Source organism: Mucilaginibacter aquariorum, assembly GCF_024498135.1.
Taxonomy (GTDB): domain Bacteria; phylum Bacteroidota; class Bacteroidia; order Sphingobacteriales; family Sphingobacteriaceae; genus Mucilaginibacter; species Mucilaginibacter aquariorum.
The window spans coordinates 18,932-36,505 of record NZ_JANHOH010000016.1; the positions used below are offsets into that span (position 1 = coordinate 18,932).

At 42.2% G+C, this 17,574-nt stretch carries 12 protein-coding genes; 9 read left to right on the top strand and 3 right to left on the bottom strand.

Annotation, left to right across the window (positions count from 1 at the left end):
• Positions 1–83 precede the first annotated feature (83 nt).
• The 5 genes from NPE20_RS26280 (at position 84) to NPE20_RS26300 (ending at position 7,413) form a co-directional block, all read left to right on the top strand.
• The gene (locus NPE20_RS26280) at positions 84–2,216 is read left to right on the top strand and encodes a hypothetical protein (protein ID WP_256541695.1); all 2,133 of its coding nucleotides are present in this window, start codon (positions 84–86) and stop codon (positions 2,214–2,216) included.
• 9 nt (positions 2,217–2,225) lie between these two features.
• Positions 2,226–2,909, top strand: coding sequence for an SMI1/KNR4 family protein (locus NPE20_RS26285; protein WP_256541696.1), 684 nt, complete (start codon positions 2,226–2,228; stop codon positions 2,907–2,909).
• A gap of 71 nt (positions 2,910–2,980) precedes the next feature.
• On the top strand, positions 2,981–3,559 hold the full coding sequence (locus tag NPE20_RS26290) for a hypothetical protein (RefSeq protein ID WP_256541697.1): 579 nt from the start codon (positions 2,981–2,983) through the stop codon (positions 3,557–3,559).
• A gap of 257 nt (positions 3,560–3,816) precedes the next feature.
• Entirely contained in the window at positions 3,817–6,633 is a 2,817-nt protein-coding gene (gene carB / locus NPE20_RS26295; RefSeq protein ID WP_256541698.1) for a carbamoyl-phosphate synthase large subunit, read from the top strand.
• 84 nt (positions 6,634–6,717) lie between these two features.
• On the top strand, positions 6,718–7,413 hold the full coding sequence (locus NPE20_RS26300) for a hypothetical protein (protein WP_256541699.1): 696 nt from the start codon (positions 6,718–6,720) through the stop codon (positions 7,411–7,413).
• Positions 7,414–7,486: 73 nt separating this feature from the next.
• Here NPE20_RS26300 and NPE20_RS26305 read toward each other — a convergent pair whose 3' ends face one another.
• Positions 7,487–9,022: a carboxylesterase/lipase family protein gene (locus NPE20_RS26305; protein ID WP_256541700.1), complete on the bottom strand. Its 1,536-nt coding sequence runs from the start codon at positions 9,020–9,022 to the stop codon at positions 7,487–7,489.
• A gap of 130 nt (positions 9,023–9,152) precedes the next feature.
• A complete protein-coding gene (locus NPE20_RS26310) occupies positions 9,153–11,483 on the bottom strand; it encodes a glycoside hydrolase family 3 protein (RefSeq protein ID WP_256541701.1) in 2,331 nt (776 codons plus the stop codon).
• A 243-nt stretch (positions 11,484–11,726) separates the two neighbouring features.
• Here NPE20_RS26310 and NPE20_RS26315 point away from each other — a divergent pair, with 243 nt between their 5' ends.
• From NPE20_RS26315 to NPE20_RS26330, 4 genes are all read left to right on the top strand, one after another.
• Positions 11,727–12,662 carry a class I SAM-dependent methyltransferase gene (locus NPE20_RS26315; RefSeq protein WP_256541702.1) on the top strand — a complete coding sequence of 312 codons (936 nt, stop codon included), beginning with the start codon at positions 11,727–11,729 and terminating at the stop codon, positions 12,660–12,662.
• A gap of 107 nt (positions 12,663–12,769) precedes the next feature.
• Complete coding sequence (locus NPE20_RS26320) at positions 12,770–13,174, top strand: VOC family protein (RefSeq protein WP_256541703.1); 405 nt, start codon at positions 12,770–12,772, stop codon at positions 13,172–13,174.
• 24 nt (positions 13,175–13,198) lie between these two features.
• A complete protein-coding gene (locus NPE20_RS26325; protein WP_256541704.1) occupies positions 13,199–13,570 on the top strand; it encodes an iron chaperone in 372 nt (123 codons plus the stop codon).
• Positions 13,571–13,662: 92 nt separating this feature from the next.
• A complete protein-coding gene (locus NPE20_RS26330; RefSeq protein ID WP_256541705.1) occupies positions 13,663–16,272 on the top strand; it encodes a DUF3857 domain-containing protein in 2,610 nt (869 codons plus the stop codon).
• On the opposite strand, the gene NPE20_RS26335 is transcribed toward NPE20_RS26330, so the two are convergent.
• Entirely contained in the window at positions 16,261–17,538 is a 1,278-nt protein-coding gene (locus NPE20_RS26335) for a DUF3472 domain-containing protein (RefSeq protein ID WP_256541706.1), read from the bottom strand. The genes NPE20_RS26330 and NPE20_RS26335 overlap by 12 nt on opposite strands.
• Between the last annotated feature and the right edge of the window lie 36 nt (positions 17,539–17,574).

Below are 17,574 nucleotides of genomic sequence, written 5' to 3' on the forward strand. Positions count from 1 at the left end.
TACGTTAACTAAAAACACGGGAATAAATTTGCTTTTTTTGATAGGTAAATAATATCTTTAAAGAATACTATTTACCTATCACAATGAAAAACCTTTATCCTAAAAGCAACTCTACGCTTTTTAAGCTTTGCTTATTTATCTTTTTTACTCTGTGTAATATTCTTTATGGATGCCGTAAAGAGATTCATACCGAAAAAGAATCTGCTACACCGCTGATTGACCCTACGCTTGTGGATGCAAAATCGTGGTACGAAAGAACCTATATTGCTAACAGTAATGGGCGATCGCTCCATACAAATGGTACCAGTACCGACCTCAGCCAGAAAGTAAAGCCCGACTGGCAGCATGCCTCAAATTACACCCGTTTAAACAAAGATGTAATTGAAATGCCTCTTGACCCAAACAGTAAGTTTGGCTCGATATTAAAAAAGAAGGTTAATAACCATGCATACGATAAGAGCTATACCCGCAGCACGTTCTTGCTATTGAAAAGCGAGAAAGGTTATGAGGCTTATATCATGACGATAATTGCCGACTCATCTTATATCAAAAATAACCCGGCTAAGTTGGCTAACAACACCTACCAACAGCACGATGCCGATTTTAGCGGCTTGGTATTATACTTTACCCCAAAAGGTAAATATGTTAACGGTTATGCTTATAGGAACGGGCAGGTTGTATTGCCGGCCTCACAGGTACAAACATCTGGCAAACCAAGAGTGCAATTAGCGCAGGTATGTATAGATTGGTTTTGGGAGGTTTATATAGACGGCAAATTGGTTTCATCCGAATATTTATATACCACTTGTACTGGTGGAGACGATGACGACGGTGGTGGCAGTGCGCCTCCATCAAACCCTTGTAATCCCCAATCGCCATCGCTTCCGCCGTCGCTGGCGAGCTCCATACCTGGAAGGCATTTGATTGTTAACACTGTACCTGGCGGAGGAGGCGGATTTTTACCTCCCATTGGCGATACCCCTTGCGATTCACAACCGACACCACCACCACCGCCAAAGCCTCCTACTTTCGGCCTAAATAATTCGAATGCTGTTATTCCAAATGCAAATTTCGGTGCGTTTTTAGCATATGTTAAAAGTTTGGGCTACAGCGTAAGTAATCCTGTAAATGGCTTGGCTTATGGTAGTGATGGCAGCCAGTATGCTGGGCAGTATACCTATGTTTTAGATGCATTAAAAAACGTAATTTCCTCTTATTTTACACCAGATTCAAACAGCGGCGCGTTTCAAGTAGGATACAATTACAACTTAGGGAGTACCCTAAATGACTCAAGTCCGACAACCCCGGCCATAACCATAATCTTCGGACCACCTGCAACTTTTGGCGATGGAACCATTACCTACAGCCCACCTCTTCCTAACGGCGGAGGAACGATTGGTGGTAGCAGCAGCGATTACCCCGCTGAATGGTTTACAAGCGAAGACGAATTAGGTATAATAGGGGATGAACTTCAACAGCAAGGACTTGAAAACACCGACCCTATCCCCGAATCGTATTATAAAAACGGCACTCCTATTGATATGACACCTGCCCCGGCCATCACCCGTACCGTAAAAGGTGCACCAAGAAACGCCGGCTACTTTTGGGAACAGTTAATAAAAAAGAGACCCGAAATGTTTAGTGAAAGAAATCGAAATTATATTGTAACTAAGCGATTTAAAGAAATTAGTGCAGATGGGCAATGGATAAAATATAACCCCACTCATATGGCTTATAAAGATTTGCCATTACGTCACCATCATGATGAACAGGGATACATGGCCTATGCAATACCCGAAAAAGTACATCAAAAATGGACTAAAATTTTACATGAATTTAGAGCTAAAGGTAAAATTCTACACATTAAGGGAACACTTAACTCGTTTATTAACATTATCCAGGTATTTTCTTTTTTAACAGATATACAAACAGGCAATCCCGATGCCTGGGTAAACTGGTTTGGGACAAATAATGAAGTTGGCAAAATATACAAACAACCCCTTACCAACGATTATTATATGATCACCAAACTAACACCATATAAAAACAGTGTAGGAAAAGTGATAAGGGCCATTGTTACATATGATGTGTATGCCGATTATATTTGGGATGATGACGAAGGAAAATATATGGGCGTACAAAAGCTTGGTGCATTTACAGAAGATATTGATGTGCTAAATAAAAAATCAACAACAAGAAGTTTTCAAAGTAATTAACAAGGTATTATGAAAGATATAATAAATAGTTTTTTTGACGCTTTTTTTTCATTTACATCGCCGGATGCTGTGTATGTGGAAAACACACCTCAGAACATGATGAATTCAGATGTTGATAGTGAAGGCTGGTATAAATGGAAACCAGTAGAGGGGACATTATCTTATGAGGATTATAACAAAGTAGAAAAAAGATTTAATGTTAAGTTTCCCAAAAGTTTTATAGAATGGCATAAAAAATACTTTTTCCTCCGGGGAGGGTGTTCCATTATTTCCTTACCTCCGTCCTATCCTACCCAGGCTTTACAGCGAGTTATTGATAATCTGGACAATGACCTTTCCGAAGAACTGATCGCTCAAAAGTTATATCCTTTTGCTACTGATGATAATGATATAGGCTTTTTTGTTTTTGATGCACGGGAAGACAAAACAGATAATGAATACCCCATCAGGTTATATGACCATGAATATGGTGGAGACCTTGACGGTTTAAGCGAAATTTTGTTTTCTTCATTTACCAAATTACTGGAATGCCTTACTTATGCTATGGAAAATGACAGCCTACCCATGCATGAAAAGCTGGCCGAATTTATACGTATAGATCCGGAGGGTGCAGGTAAAGATGGGATTGACTTTTGGCTGGAAAGAATAGCTGTTGAAAAAGAGAGTTTTGAAGACCAAAATGGGATTAATTAAAAAGAATATTAAAGGGGAACAATTAAGTACCGTATCAAAAAATATCTAATTATTAAATGGTGAATACCTTAATGAAAACCCTTTTCATCATCATACTATTTTGCAGTATAGTTAGCTTTAAAGCGGCCGCACAAGATACTATACAGTATAAAGACTTACCTTCTTATATCGGCAGAAAGGTAAAAGTGATTATGCGTGTAATTAGCTTTGACTTGAGGAAAGAATACATTTACCTTTATATGGGGAACTTCTATCCCAATCAAGAATTAACAATTATAGTTAAAAGGTATAATGGTAAAAAACGTATAAGGCTTAATAAGGACATTATACTGGGGCAGGTAGCTGTATCCTCAACCGGCTATATCGCAACTTACGATGAAGGGCCGGATACCACTAAAAGTTATAACGACGCTGGTATAAATAAAGCATTTGAAAAAGTACATTCAGGTAATTCTATTGGGCTGAATACACCCTTTAAATGGCATCTTAAATATACCCCCAGAACAGAGCCCATTGATTTAAGAGGCAAATTAGTGATGCTTATAACCCAGCAAAAACAAATAGGTGCCACCTATCACCCCCCTCCCGGTAACTTTAATTATTTACCTCCAACATGGAGCGACGATAGCTTCAACGATAATACCCCCTAATTTACGTTAGTATTATCAATGAGCTTCTGCTTCCGTGTAATAAAATTCAACTGTATCTACATAAGGTACCAACAAATTATTAAATGCCGGGGCTTTAAACCATATTGAAATTAAAATTTTAATATCCCTGCAAATTGCTATCTTTGCACCCCGACGCTGAGGTCGGGATTTTTCGCCTTTCAGCGCATAGGATTTATGTTAAATGGACTACCCATTTTTAACTTTTGAATTTTAACTTTTTGACTTAGAAAAGCCCTATGCCCAAAGATACTTCCATCAAATCCGTATTAATTATTGGTTCAGGCCCTATCATTATTGGCCAGGCGTGTGAGTTTGATTATGCAGGTTCGCAAGCTGCCCTCTCCTTAAAAGACGAAGGCATCACCGTATCCATCATCAACAGCAACCCTGCTACCATTATGACGGATAAGGTTATTGGCGACAATGTTTACCTGTTGCCGCTTACTGTTGAAAGCCTTGAAAAAATACTGATCGAACAAAAAATTGACGCCGTACTGCCCACAATGGGTGGCCAAACTGCATTAAACCTTTGTATTGAGGCAGACGAGCAGGGATTATGGAAAAAATATGGGGTTAAAATCATCGGTGTTGATATAGCCGCCATCGAAAAAACAGAGAACCGCGAAGCCTTCCGCCAGTTAATGGTTGATATAGGTGTAGGCGTGGCTACTTCAAAAATTGCCAATTCATTCCTTGAAGGTAAAGAAGCTGCACAGGATATTGGTTTCCCGCTGGTTATACGCCCAAGCTATACCCTTGGTGGTAAAGGCGCAGGCTTTGTACATAAAAAAGAAGATTTTGACGCTGCTTTAAGCCGTGGCCTGCAAGCATCACCAACCCACGAGGTATTGGTAGAGCAGGCAGTTTTAGGCTGGAAGGAATACGAGCTGGAGCTTTTGAGGGATAGTAATGATAACGTTATCATTATTTGTTCTATCGAAAACTTCGACCCAATGGGTATCCACACCGGCGACTCGATAACCGTGGCACCTGCTATGACACTGAGCGACCGCTGTTACCAGGAAATGCGTAATCAGGCCATCAAAATGATGCGTGCCATTGGTAATTTCGCGGGGGGCTGTAACGTACAGTTCTCGGTAAACCCTGCTAATGAAGAGATCATCGCTATCGAGATCAACCCACGTGTATCGCGTTCATCAGCATTAGCATCAAAAGCAACCGGTTACCCAATTGCTAAAATAGCTGCAAAGCTGGCTATCGGTTATAACCTTGATGAAATAGAAAATCAGATCACCAAAACTACTTCGGCATATTTTGAACCGACGTTGGATTACGTGATCGTAAAGATCCCCCGCTGGAACTTTGATAAATTTAAAGGCGCTAACCGCGAGCTTGGTTTAACCATGAAATCGGTAGGCGAGGTGATGGGTATTGGCCGCAGCTTTATCGAAGCTTTACAGAAAGCCTGCCAGAGCCTGGAAATTGGCCGCGCCGGCCTTGGTGCCGATGGCCGACAAAGCCGCAACCTTGACGAGATAATGCACAGCCTGGAGCATCCAAGCTGGGACAGGTTGTTCCACATCTATGATGCCATGAGCCTGGGTGTGCCAATTGAATCGATCAGAAAAGTTACTAAGATTGACCGTTGGTTCCTGAACCAGATACAGGATGTAGTGAACGTAGAAACAGAACTGCGCCGCTACTCGCTGAATAATATCCCCGAAGATTTCTTCTTCACTCTAAAACAACGCGGTTTTTCTGATACCCAGATAGCTTATGTTTTAGGTAACGTAACCGAGGAAGATGTTTACAAACGCCGTAAAGCGTTGAACATTAACCGTGTTTACAAAATGGTGGATACCTGCGCGGCAGAGTTCGCGGCAAAAACACCATATTACTACTCTACTTACGAGGGCGAGAACGAGTCTATCGTATCTGATAAAAAGAAAATAATTGTATTGGGGTCGGGCCCTAACCGTATTGGCCAGGGCATTGAGTTTGATTACAGCTGCGTACATGGCTTACTTGCTGCTAAAGAAGCCGGCTATGAGGCTATCATGATCAACTGTAACCCCGAAACCGTATCTACCGACTTTAACATGGCCGATAAGCTATACTTTGAGCCCGTTTTTTGGGAGCATGTACGCGAGATCATCGACCTGGAGAAACCGGAAGGTGTAATTGTTCAGTTAGGTGGCCAAACAGCCCTTAAAATGGCCGAGAAGTTACATGAGCATGGCATCAAAATAATCGGTACATCTTTCAATGATATGGATGTGGCTGAAGATCGCGGCCGTTTCAGCGACCTGTTAAAAGAGCTTGGAATCCCTTACCCTAAATATGGTGTTGCCGAAAGTGCTGAAGAAGCGCTGGAAGTTGCACACGAAGTAGGCTATCCGGTATTGGTTCGCCCAAGCTACGTGCTTGGCGGCCAGGGCATGAGCATTGTGATAAACGATGAGGATCTGGAGAAAGCTGTGGTAAATCTGTTGAAAAATTTACCCGGGAATCGGGTATTAATTGACCACTTCCTTGATCGCGCTGCCGAAACTGAGTCGGATTCTATCCACGATGGGGAAGATGTTCACATTATTGGTTTGATGGAACACATTGAGCCTGCAGGCATCCACTCCGGCGATTCATTTGCAGTATTGCCACCGTTTGACCTATCAGCTAACGTGATAAGCCAGATGGAAGAATACACAGAAAAAATTGCCCGTGCTCTAAACGTTCGCGGCCTGCTAAATATACAATTCGCGGTTAAAGATGATAGGGTATATGTGATAGAAGCTAACCCGCGTGCATCGCGTACTGTACCTTTTATAGCTAAAGCGTACGATGTACCTTACATAAACATAGCTGCCAAAGTAATGCTTGGCGTAAACAAATTAAAAGACTTTACCATAGAGCGCAAGCTTAAAGGATATGCAATAAAAGAGCCTGTATTTTCGTTTGATAAGTTCCCGGAAGTAAACAAGGAGCTTGGGCCCGAAATGAAATCAACAGGCGAAGCCATCAGGTTCATACCTGATCTGGAAGACCCGTATTTCAGGCATCTGTATAAAGAAAAATCAATGTATTTAAGCAAGTAATTTAAAACTGGCATCAGTTTTGAATTTAAGGTTAGTCGCCTTGAGGTTTACGGTGACTATATGGTTTAATTTAGTACTATAGTATTGAAAGTTAATTTAAAAAATAATACGCCGGTCGTTAATTTGAGCACTATCGACCCGGAGGATGTAGGTGATGTTTTACTAAAGATCGAAAGATCGTTCAATATCAGATTCACAGACCAGGACCTTAAACATATTAAAACCTTTGGCGCATTATGCGATCTTGTGGTTGAAAAGGTTAAACAGGTACAAAGTGACAGTTGCACAACTCAACAGGCTTTCTACAAATTGCGTAATGCAATTAATGCTAAAAAACCTATTGAAAAATGCGACCTTAAGCCACAAACAAAACTTTGCGAGCTTTTCCCGCGCGATAACCGCATTGAAGTTGTAGCAGATATGGAAGCCGAAATGGGCTTACACGTTAACCTGCTGCAGCCAAAGAGATGGATAGTTTATGGCTTTGCCGGCTTGCTGCTGGCCGCGATAGCATTATCATTTTTTAATAACATAGCTGGCCTTATACTGGCTGTTATTGCCATAACAGGATTAATACTTGCAGGTAAATTTGGTAAAGAGCTAAAGGTAAAAACCCTTGGCGACTTGGCCGAGAAAATTGCCCGCGAGCATTATCTAAGCTGCCGCCGCAATGCATCAACCGTTAACCGTACCGAGGTAGCCGAAAAAGTAAAAGAACTTTTTGCCGATTACCTTCACGTAGAACCTACCGCTTTAAGAAAAGAAGCAAGGTTTGCATAAATAACACATAATTCAACAAAAAAGGGGATAGTTAAAGCTATCCCCTTTTTTGTTTCGTCACTATCGTGATTGATTATTTACTCAGCTCCTTTACCATAAATTCCAGCGCGGCTTTATCAGCCAACGTTTTAGCCATAGGTTTTTCGCCCAAATACATTACCTGGCTGGTAGCATTGTTAAAAGCCGGCCATGTGGGTAAACCGTCGCCGTTAGGATTCCCCGCTTTAGCAAAGTTTACCCAGTACGATGATATTGCCTCGGCCAATTGATTGTCGACAGGTTCAAACGAGCGGTTCAGAAACTTAAGATTATTAAATACATAGGCCACCTCGCCGGTGTGGAACGCGCCGTATTTTACAAAATCTGCCATAGCGGGTAGCCTGCGGGTAAAACGGTACACGTAAATTTTTGCCTTGTTTTTTGCGCTTTGCACCTTTGCCCATGTGTAATTTTGTATGCCAAAGGTTTGGTCGCGATTGATATTGATCTGTGAACGTTCGGCCTCTGCATCCGTCGAACCGGGGTAAAGTTTTAAAAACACCACCGCGCGGGCGCCATATTTTTGTTTCGCATCAGCCTGATAATCTGCCGCGTTTTTTAATCGGCCAATAAAAGCATCATCTGCATTCCAGCCGGTGAGTACAGGCACCTGGTTCTCTTTACCCGTTGCAAAAGTAGCGGCAATATTTTCAGGCAATACATAACCATCAATAATAGGGCCGCCGCCAAATTGCTTCAGTAATGCTTCGGCAGGCAGTTTTCTAAGATCAGCCAATGATGCTGCGCCGAGTTTTTCGGCAGATCTAACGCCCGACTCTTCTGCCCGTTTTAGGGTAGTACCGCCAAACGGCCCCGCTATAAAGCTGGCGCCGCTTTCGGCAATAGCTTTATTAAATAAACCTTTCCCTAACGGCGATGCCACCAAACAATTTACAGCCATTGAGCCTGCCGATTGCCCCGCGATAGTTACATTATTGGGGTCGCCGCCAAAGGCAGCAATATTTTTCCGTATCCATTTTAGTGCCGCCAGCATATCCATTAAACCATAGTTGCCAGATGCATGATCAGGCGACTCTTTTGTTAGTTCCGGATGGGCAAGAAAACCCAGGATGCCAACACGGTACGGGATACTCACTAATATTACACCCTTTTTAGCCAAAGCTTCGCCATCGTATATGGGTACATTGGTTCCGCCGCTTACAAAGCCACCACCATAGATCCATACCATAACAGGTCTTTTTTCGGCGGGTGTTTTTGCTCCTGTCCATACATTCAGGTACAGGCAATCTTCGCTTAGCGGTTCGTCTTTTATTAAAAATTCGCGGGTGTAAACACCAAATTCGTTTGGTTTACCTTGGATAGGGCTCTTAGAAAATTCGGCACATTCTTTAACACCATCCCATGGGGTTACCGGCTGTGGTGCTTTCCAGCGCAGCTCGCCAATGGGCGGTGCAGCGAATGGGATGCCCTTAAATGCATAAACGCTGTTATCGCTGTTCAGTGTTCCTGATATTTTACCGGCATCGGTTTGTACTACATTAAAAGCGGTTTGCGCGTTGGAACTTAAAGTGATTAGCAGGATGAGTGATAAAGTAAGGATTCGTTTCATAATTCAAATTTTTACCACAGAGGACACAAAGATAAAAACACAGAGAGCACTAAGATTTTTAGTTGTCTTTCTCGGTTTACTCTATGCAACCTCAGTGACCTCTGTGGTTAATTCTATAATTAAAAGCAATTTACGGTTTTGCTGTTGCTTTACCATACTTTGCTGTGCGGGCATCTTTTATAACACCTTTCCAATTCAATCCGTAGCCAAAATCATAGATGTGACCTTCAGAATCGGTGTAACATTTCATATCGTGTGGTACATCTTCATATTGGGCTTCTACTATCTTCATATCCAGCGGCATTTGCAGCGGCAATAAGGCAGATGGTTCTGCTTTACCTGTAAGGATATCCAAACTTGCTTGCCCTTGTACGCCAAAATCGGCAATTATCGCATTAGCCTGTTTTTCCAATTCACCAAAAACCATAGGATTGTTAATGTTAACCGAAACAATAACTGGTTTGCCCTTCATTTTTGCGTAAGTATCGGTCACCATAGCCAAATCGGTAACATTGGTTGATGTTTCTGATTTGTTTTTATAGCTACGGTTAGTGAAATTTTCTAAAGGGTCGCCACCGGCAAGACTGGTTTCGCGGGCGGTTTCGGCGGTATACTTACTATACTGCAATGATATCGGTAAATAGCCGTTCCCGCCGTTTTTAACATCATCGGCATCGTAACCACCGTGCCCAATGGGGCTGTCAATAAACACCAATGCATAATCGGCTTCGTCAGGATTTTCAGTTACCTTAAAATATTTCTTAACCGTTTCCATATTTACCGGGTATTCCAGTTTTTCGGGAGTTGGCATCCCCAGGAAATTCTTACCTGCCGGAGTGAATTTTTTAGGAACGTAAACCGTTTTGCCTGTTTGCAATGGCAATATGTTTGCCTTGTTCTTAAGCATTACAATTGATTTTAGCTGTGCCTGGTAGCCTGCAGCCATAAAATCGGCATTACCCACAGTTTTTTTAGTTACTTCAGGGTCAAGGTATGGGTTCTCAAATAACCCCGTACGGAAAACACCTCTCAACAAACGCACGGCAGATTGCTCAAACCTTGCCCGCATAAAAGGTTCGCCATGTTCTTTAATCCCCATTTGGTAAGCTTCCAAAACAGGTGCAGCATCATTATTACCGCCAAACTGGTCAACCCCGGCCATTAAAATTTTGTAATGGCGCTGGGCAATAGTTGCTTTTTCCATTCCCCATGATTTCCCCGACAGGAAGCTATTGATAACGGTTTCATCGCCGGTAACCAGCCAATCGGTACATACCACGCCATCGTAGTGATACTTGTTGCGCAGCAGATCGGTAATAATATATTTATTATAGTTGTTGGCCACATTCTCGTGGTTTTTGGTGTCCTGGTTAAATGAAATAGTATAATATGGCATCACCGCGGCAGCCATACCCGTTTTACCGGCAAGCTTAAACGCGCCTTGCGTAAAGGGTATTAGTGCTTCGTTAAAATTATTGCCCGGATACACAGCATATTTACCAAAACCATAATGCGCATCGCGGCCACCTTCGCCAGCGCCGCCACCCGGCCAGTGTTTCACCATGGCGTTAACGCTATTATATCCCCAGCCATTAGCCAGCTCTTTTGTACCGGTTGATGTTTGGAAACCATCTATATAAGCGCGGGCCATATCTGCGGCCAGTTGTGGGTCTTCACCAAAGGTTCCGCTTACACGGTTCCAGCGTGGGTCTGTGGCGATATCAACTTGCGGGGATAAAGCTGTAGCAATGCCCAACGCCCGGTATTCCAGCGCGGCTATATGCCCAAAGTTCTGGGTAACTGATGGATCGAATGTTGCCGCCATACCCAATGAGCCTGGCCACATAGAAATAGTACCTCCCGCACCCGCATTAAACTCGGCAGTAGCCAATGTACCATGCCGTGGATCCGAACTATTGTTTGCCGGGATACCCAGGCCAATACCCTCTACAAAGGCTTGCGCTGTATTGTTCCACTTAGCGGCAACCTCGGGGCTTTGTACCGATGTGATAAGCACGTGGCGCACGTTATCCTTTTCTAAAAATTGCTTTTGCTGGTCAGACAGGTCAAAGGGATTTGCCCCACTCTCGGTAAATGGCTTGCCACCGTAAGTCCCCGCAAATGGCCCAACCGGGATAGAAGGGATCATTTGGTGGCGACTGTAAAGCATTAGGCCCGCAATTTGCTCAACGCTCATTTTCGAGGCAAGGTCTTTTGCGCGTACATCAACAGGCAAGCGCCAATCTTCGTACTTGTCAAGTTTGCCGTTTTTGTTCAGGTCTTTAAAAGCTAAGCCATCAACAGTTAATACTTTAACCCCCGATCTGGTTGAATAGCCAAGGCTTCGGCCGCCCTTATTGGTTACAAAAGCAATGTTGCCGGCCTTGGTTTCGGTCCATTTGGTTTGTGCGGATACAACGCATGGCAGCAATGCCAGCAGCAATAGGTAGTTTTTTTTCATAAAATACTTTTCAGCTTTAGAGCGGTTCCCCATAAAGGCGTTGCAGCCTGTATGGTATAATTGGTTATAGCACTGACAGTTCTGAGTTATTGTGTCATTACTACACAATACTAAATATTATAATTTAAAATAGCAAATGCGCAGTATTAAAACATCCATCCGGCTTTTGATGTGGCTACCGGTCATGAACGATGGTAAATTTTTTAATTATATTAACTTTGAGCTTTAGGCTAATGAGATAATATGACAGAAATAAACTGCAGGGTATGTGGCACCTATTTAGAATCAAAGTACACTTTTAAAGAAATGATGTTTGGCACCCGCGAGGAATTCGCTTATGGCGAATGCCCGAATTGTGGTAGCATCCAGATCTTGGAAGTGCCTGCTGATATTGACAAACACTATCCACCATATTATATGTCATTTAATCAGATTATAACGCCGTTAAAAAGACTCCCCTTTTTTAAGCGTTTAGTGGGCAGCATCAGGATGAGGAAGAAATATAGAACATCGGCCAATAAAACCCTGGAGTATCTAAAACCTATTAACACCATGCCCAGTGCAAAAATACTTGATATTGGGTGCGGCAAAGGCCAGCTTATCTGTTTATTATTTAACCAGGGGTTTGAACATGTTACCGGCGTAGACAAGTTTATAAGCAAGGAGATAGATCATGGTTATGGTGTTAGGGTTCTAAAAAAAGACCTTTCAGAACTCCCTTCAAATTCGTATGATGTATTAATAACCCACCATGTTTTAGAGCACATGGACGAGCAGATTAAGGAGTTGAAGGAATGCCACAGGCTACTAAAAAAAGGGGGCATATTTTTGGTATGTATCCCTATTTTAGGCGAGGTGTGGGATATTTATAAAGAAAACTGGGTTCAGCTTGATGCACCAAGGCACTTTGTATTACATACTTTAAAAAGCGTACAAATTTTAGCGGAAAAGACGGGGTTCACCATTGGCAAAACAATCTTTGATTCAACCGCATTTCAGTTTTGGGGTAGCGAGCTTTACAAAAAAGGCATCCCTTTAACACATCCTGACACACATCAAACCTACCCGGTTGAAGAGGCATTTACCCCTGGAGAGCTTGCCGAATTTGATGAAAGATCCGCAGCATTAAATGCCATACAAAGGGGGGATTCCGCACGTTTTTATTTGTATAAGAATTAAATGCCATGTCCGTATTTACCCGTTAAATGGTCGCATTAATACCCCTTGAATGTAACATTGCGGCCTTACCTTTGGTTGTATAATATTAACAATTAAAACCACCAAACATGACAACGGAATTATGGATGAACCTACCGGTTAAGGATATTAACCGCTCAAAAGAGTTTTTTTCGAGTATAGGGTTTGGCATTAAAGATGGCGCTACGGATACCTCTGTGGCTATATCGGTGAGTGAGAAAAACACCATCGTGATGCTTTTTCAGGAAGATATATTTAAGCAGTTTGCCCAAAATGGTTTGGCAGATACTTCAAAAACTACCGAAGTGCTGTTTAGCTTTGGCGCCGAAAGCCGCGAGGAGGTAGACGAGGTTGCCAAAAAAGTAACAGCTGCCGGGGGTAATCTTTTTGCACCGCCTGCCGAAATACAGGGTTGGATGTACGGCTGCGCTTTTGCCGACCTTGATGGCCACCGCTGGAACGCGCTGTTTATGGATATGAGTAAAAAAGGATAATTGCTACATTTAAATAGCAAAACCATGAACAAACCAAAAGATGTTGACGAATATATTGGCGGTTTTCCTGCCGATGTACAACAAAAGCTGCAGCAAATGCGGGATGCTATAAAAAACGCTGCCCCGCATACCCAGGAAATTATAAGCTATGGGATGCCTGCCTATAAACAGCATGGTAACCTGGTTTATTTTGGTGCTGCAAAAAATCATCTTGGCTTTTATCCTGGTGCGGCTGCCATAGCGCATTTTAAAATGGAGCTAGCAGCTTATAAAGGGGCAAAGGGTTCTGTTCAGTTTCCGTATAATGAGCCTATCCCTCTTGGTATAGTTGCTAAAATTGTAGCATTCAGGATAGTAGAGGATGAAGATCGGGCCCTGGCGAAGAAGAAAAAGTAGTTAATAAGCAAGCTTTTAACTTAAATGCAACATTAATAATGTTAAAAAAATCAAAGTAAAATATGCTTTGATTTTTTTATTTTCATAGCCTTATGCAAAAAGGCCTTATCACGCTGCTAACCTTATTTATTGTACTGCTGCAAGCTGCTCTTCCAAATTTCGGGTATGCGGGGGCTCCTGTTGTTCATCTATCTCCTAAACCCGTTTGGCTTAATACTTATAAAGCATACGATAAAAAAGTATCCTCAAGAAATATTACCAATGGATATTTTTATCAGCTGTTTGAAGAGCAGTTACATGTTGAAAAGCAGGCTGACTATACGCACATCATTAAAGAAATTGTTTCAGAAGCGGGCATCCAGAACGGATCATCAATAAATATTGGGTTCGACCCATCTTTTGAAAGGCTTGATGTTCATGACATAACCGTTTGGCGCAACAACAAGCCAGAAAAACGTTTATCAGCCAGGTCATTTAAAATTCTTGCCGATGAAAAAGAACTATCAAGGTTTATTTACCAGGGCAGCTATTCTGCCTATTGTATTTTAGACGATATACGTAAAGGCGACAGGATAGAGTACTCCTACACCATAACCGGCCGGAACCCCATATTTAATAACAAATTTTCACAGGACCTGTATTTCCAGTCATCGGTGCCATTTGCACATGTGTACAAATCCATTTTGGTATCGCCATCGCGCAAGCTAAATTTTAAATCGTTTAATAAAACACCACAGGCATCCGTTTCAAAAAAGGATGGCCTTACCAATTACGAGTGGAGTGCTTACCAGGTATTACCGGTGGAATATTTTGATAACCAACCCGGCTGGTACAATAATTACGCGTATATACAGGTAAGTGATTACAGCAGCTGGAAAGAAGTTACCGATTGGGCCTTAAGCGTTAACCCGGTTATACCCGTAACTAATGGAAAGCTCGCGGTGCAAATTGCCGGGCTAAAAGCGGCAACGAAAGGCAATAAGGAAAGATACTTTAGGGCGGCCGTTAAAATGGTGCAGGATGAAGTAAGATACATGGGTATAGAAATGGGCGAATACTCGCACAGGGCAAATAGCCCCGAAAAGGTATTTAACCAGCGCTATGGCGATTGTAAGGATAAATCGTTACTGCTGGCATCTGTTTTAAGGGCTGGTGGCATAGAGGCTGAAATGGTGCTGGTAAACTCGGGGATTGACGCCGGTATTGATAAATTTATACCAACCCCCAATGCATTTAACCATGCTGTTGTTGTGGCTACCATAAACAACAAACAGGTTTGGGTAGACGCTACCATTTCATATCAACGAGGCACAGGTACTAACATTTACTTTCCTGAATATGGAAAAGGCCTTGTGCTAAAACCGGGTAATAACGGGCTGACTACCATAACACCGGTTAAAACAGGGAAGATAGATTTGCAGGAAAGGTATACCATAACTGATGAAAAAGCCAAAGTACCGTTTATTGTAACCACGGTATATACTTTAAACGAGGCTGACAAAATTAGGGACAAGCTTGCATCATCAAGTATGAGTGAAACAGAAAAAAGCTACCTTAATTATTATACCAAAGTATACCCAAAAATTGAACAGACTGATTCTGTTACAGTTATTGACGATGAGGAAAATAATACGGTTACTACTATTGAGCATTATTTAATAAGCGATCTGTTAAAAAAAGGCAAAGAAACCGGGCGTTTTGAAGCCGGGTTTTATGCAAACTATATTAACGACCTGCTACCCGTTATTCCTAATAAAGCTGTAAGCCCGGTAGCGCTATCATTTCCTTTGAATATTAATTACACCATACAGGTAGTAATGCCCAACGGATGGAATATTGAAGAGGGGCATAATGAAATAAAACGCGATGCCTATATTTTTAAATCGCAATCATCGGCAGAAAATGACACTCTATCTTTAAACTATCAGCTTGCCTATTTAAAAGATTTTATTCCCGTAGATAAGCTGGACGAAACACGTGAGGATGCGAAGAAAGTTTCAGATAACGAACTATCCTATAGCTTCACCTTCACGCCGGATGTTTCTAAAGTGCCCTACCACTTTAATTACTGGATGTTTTTGGCTGTTATGATATTTGCCGTCGGCCTGATAATACAAGCGATAAGGATTTATAAGACCGAAACCAAAAGCCTGCAGTTTGTACACTGGCGCTACCAGATGCCTATTGGTGGCTGGCTTATTTTAATTGCATTGGGCTTAGCTATAACACCACTGGCTATTTTTGCTATCATTATAAATAATGGTTCATTTGACCTAAGCAAATGGAACCTGGCTTTGCCGGGGGCATCAAAAGCGTTTTATAAGGCCGCTTTTACGTTTGAAGTTTTTGGTAATATTTTTTCATTGTGTTATACGTCTTTTTGCTTTTTTCTGCTGATAAAACGACGCGATATATTCCCAAAATTAGTGATAGGGTTATATGCTTATCACGTGGTGTTCCATTTTATGGATTATGCTTTATTACAGGCAGCCGGGGTTAAACTTGACACTGACGACAGCAGGGATGTAATGCGTTCAATGATTGTAGCGGCTATCTGGATACCGTATTTTATCAAATCGACAAGGGTGCAAAAAACCTTTATTATGCCATACCCGGTAAGCAATTACGCGTTTGATACCAACATACAGCCACAAACCGAAGGGCACGAACAGGAAATTAAAGGGGATAAATTACCGGGGTAATTGATTAAAGTCGATCATAGGCGGGGGTAAACTTGTTCTGTATTCAAGTTTTTGGTTTAGCGGTGTTAGGTCATCAAAGAAACCGCCATTTCTAAGGTAAAGCCGCCCATCCTTTAATCCCCCCGAATAATCTTTACGGTAATTTTTCCGGGCGGTTTCATCGCCTGTGTATTTGGCCCCTGTTACGGCGTGCCATTTCCCGGCGCTATCGCCCAGCCACTGATTGGTGTAATAAGCCATCCGTATTTTATCGCCATTATCAGGTTCAAAGTTTTCTACAAAAGAATACAGATCGGTTAGATAGCCGAACGTTTGCGGCCTGCTAAAACTGGCAATTAACAACCATTTATCAGTTCCTGTTTCTTTAAACCATGCGGTATATGTTGTTGAATTATATAGTTTATCCGGGGCGGCTTCTAATAAAAACGCGTAGGTTTTACCCGCCTGCCATGGGTATAGCAAATAACTTTGCCCGCCCGATCCCTCGTCCCCAAACTCGCCGCCGTGTACCTTATCGCCTTTAGTCAACAATTTTATACGCAGGCTATCCGGGATGCTTTTAGGATCATCGGTATTAAACGGGCTCCATACCGAAAACAGCACCCGGCGCTCAGTATCAGAATTTACCTGCATGCCAAAATATCCTCCGCTAAAACCATCGGCCATAAAATAAGAACCTATCACGTCCATTTTTTGAGGGACGGTAATTTCGTTATAAAACCATTTAACATCCTTTTTTATTTCCTGCGGGATGTTATAGCGTAAATGAACCGAAGGCCCCCGCCGCCCAAAATGAAAGGAAGATCCGGTTCTTACATAAGTAAGTTCATTTGCAGATTGAACACCTTCAACTATCAGGTCTGTTACGTCGGCATAAACGTTTCCTGACCTGCTTATCCCCTTCAAATCAACTTTTATATAGCCAGGTTGCAGCATTACCTTGCCAATACTAAGAGTGTCAAAGCCTGTGTTAGCTACTTGCTTTGAAAAAGTGTGTTTGCCAATAGTAACGCTGATCTTGCTTTTCCCTTCGGGAACTCGTACTCTTAATGCAAATGTCAATTCTGCCGCTTTATCAACCCTAAAATATATGGATATTGCATCCTGCGGGTTCTCCCAGTTAGTTAAGCCATCATCGGTAATAGTGGCTTTACCGGTAACCCATGCATTGCCTCCAAGTGGTATAATAGCCTTAGCCGACTGGCCCAATGCATACATCGTACCCGTAAGTGTAATAAATATTATAAGCGGGAGTGTTTTTCTCATTAAATGCGTAGCGACATGAAGGCTAAATTAAAAAAT

What these genes read in the sequence shown, in the direction of transcription:
- NPE20_RS26310 (WP_256541701.1), bottom strand. Translation starts at nt 11,483, where the DNA reads ATGAAAAAAAACTACCTATTGCTGCTGGCATTGCTGCCATGCGTTGTA.
- NPE20_RS26325 (WP_256541704.1), top strand. Translation starts at nt 13,199, where the DNA reads ATGAACAAACCAAAAGATGTTGACGAATATATTGGCGGTTTTCCTGCC.
- carB (WP_256541698.1), top strand. Translation starts at nt 3,817, where the DNA reads ATGCCCAAAGATACTTCCATCAAATCCGTATTAATTATTGGTTCAGGC.
- NPE20_RS26330 (WP_256541705.1), top strand. Translation starts at nt 13,663, where the DNA reads ATGCAAAAAGGCCTTATCACGCTGCTAACCTTATTTATTGTACTGCTG.
- NPE20_RS26290 (WP_256541697.1), top strand. Translation starts at nt 2,981, where the DNA reads ATGAAAACCCTTTTCATCATCATACTATTTTGCAGTATAGTTAGCTTT.
- NPE20_RS26280 (WP_256541695.1), top strand. Translation starts at nt 84, where the DNA reads ATGAAAAACCTTTATCCTAAAAGCAACTCTACGCTTTTTAAGCTTTGC.
- NPE20_RS26315 (WP_256541702.1), top strand. Translation starts at nt 11,727, where the DNA reads ATGACAGAAATAAACTGCAGGGTATGTGGCACCTATTTAGAATCAAAG.
- NPE20_RS26320 (WP_256541703.1), top strand. Translation starts at nt 12,770, where the DNA reads ATGACAACGGAATTATGGATGAACCTACCGGTTAAGGATATTAACCGC.
- NPE20_RS26335 (WP_256541706.1), bottom strand. Translation starts at nt 17,538, where the DNA reads ATGAGAAAAACACTCCCGCTTATAATATTTATTACACTTACGGGTACG.
- NPE20_RS26305 (WP_256541700.1), bottom strand. Translation starts at nt 9,022, where the DNA reads ATGAAACGAATCCTTACTTTATCACTCATCCTGCTAATCACTTTAAGT.
- NPE20_RS26285 (WP_256541696.1), top strand. Translation starts at nt 2,226, where the DNA reads ATGAAAGATATAATAAATAGTTTTTTTGACGCTTTTTTTTCATTTACA.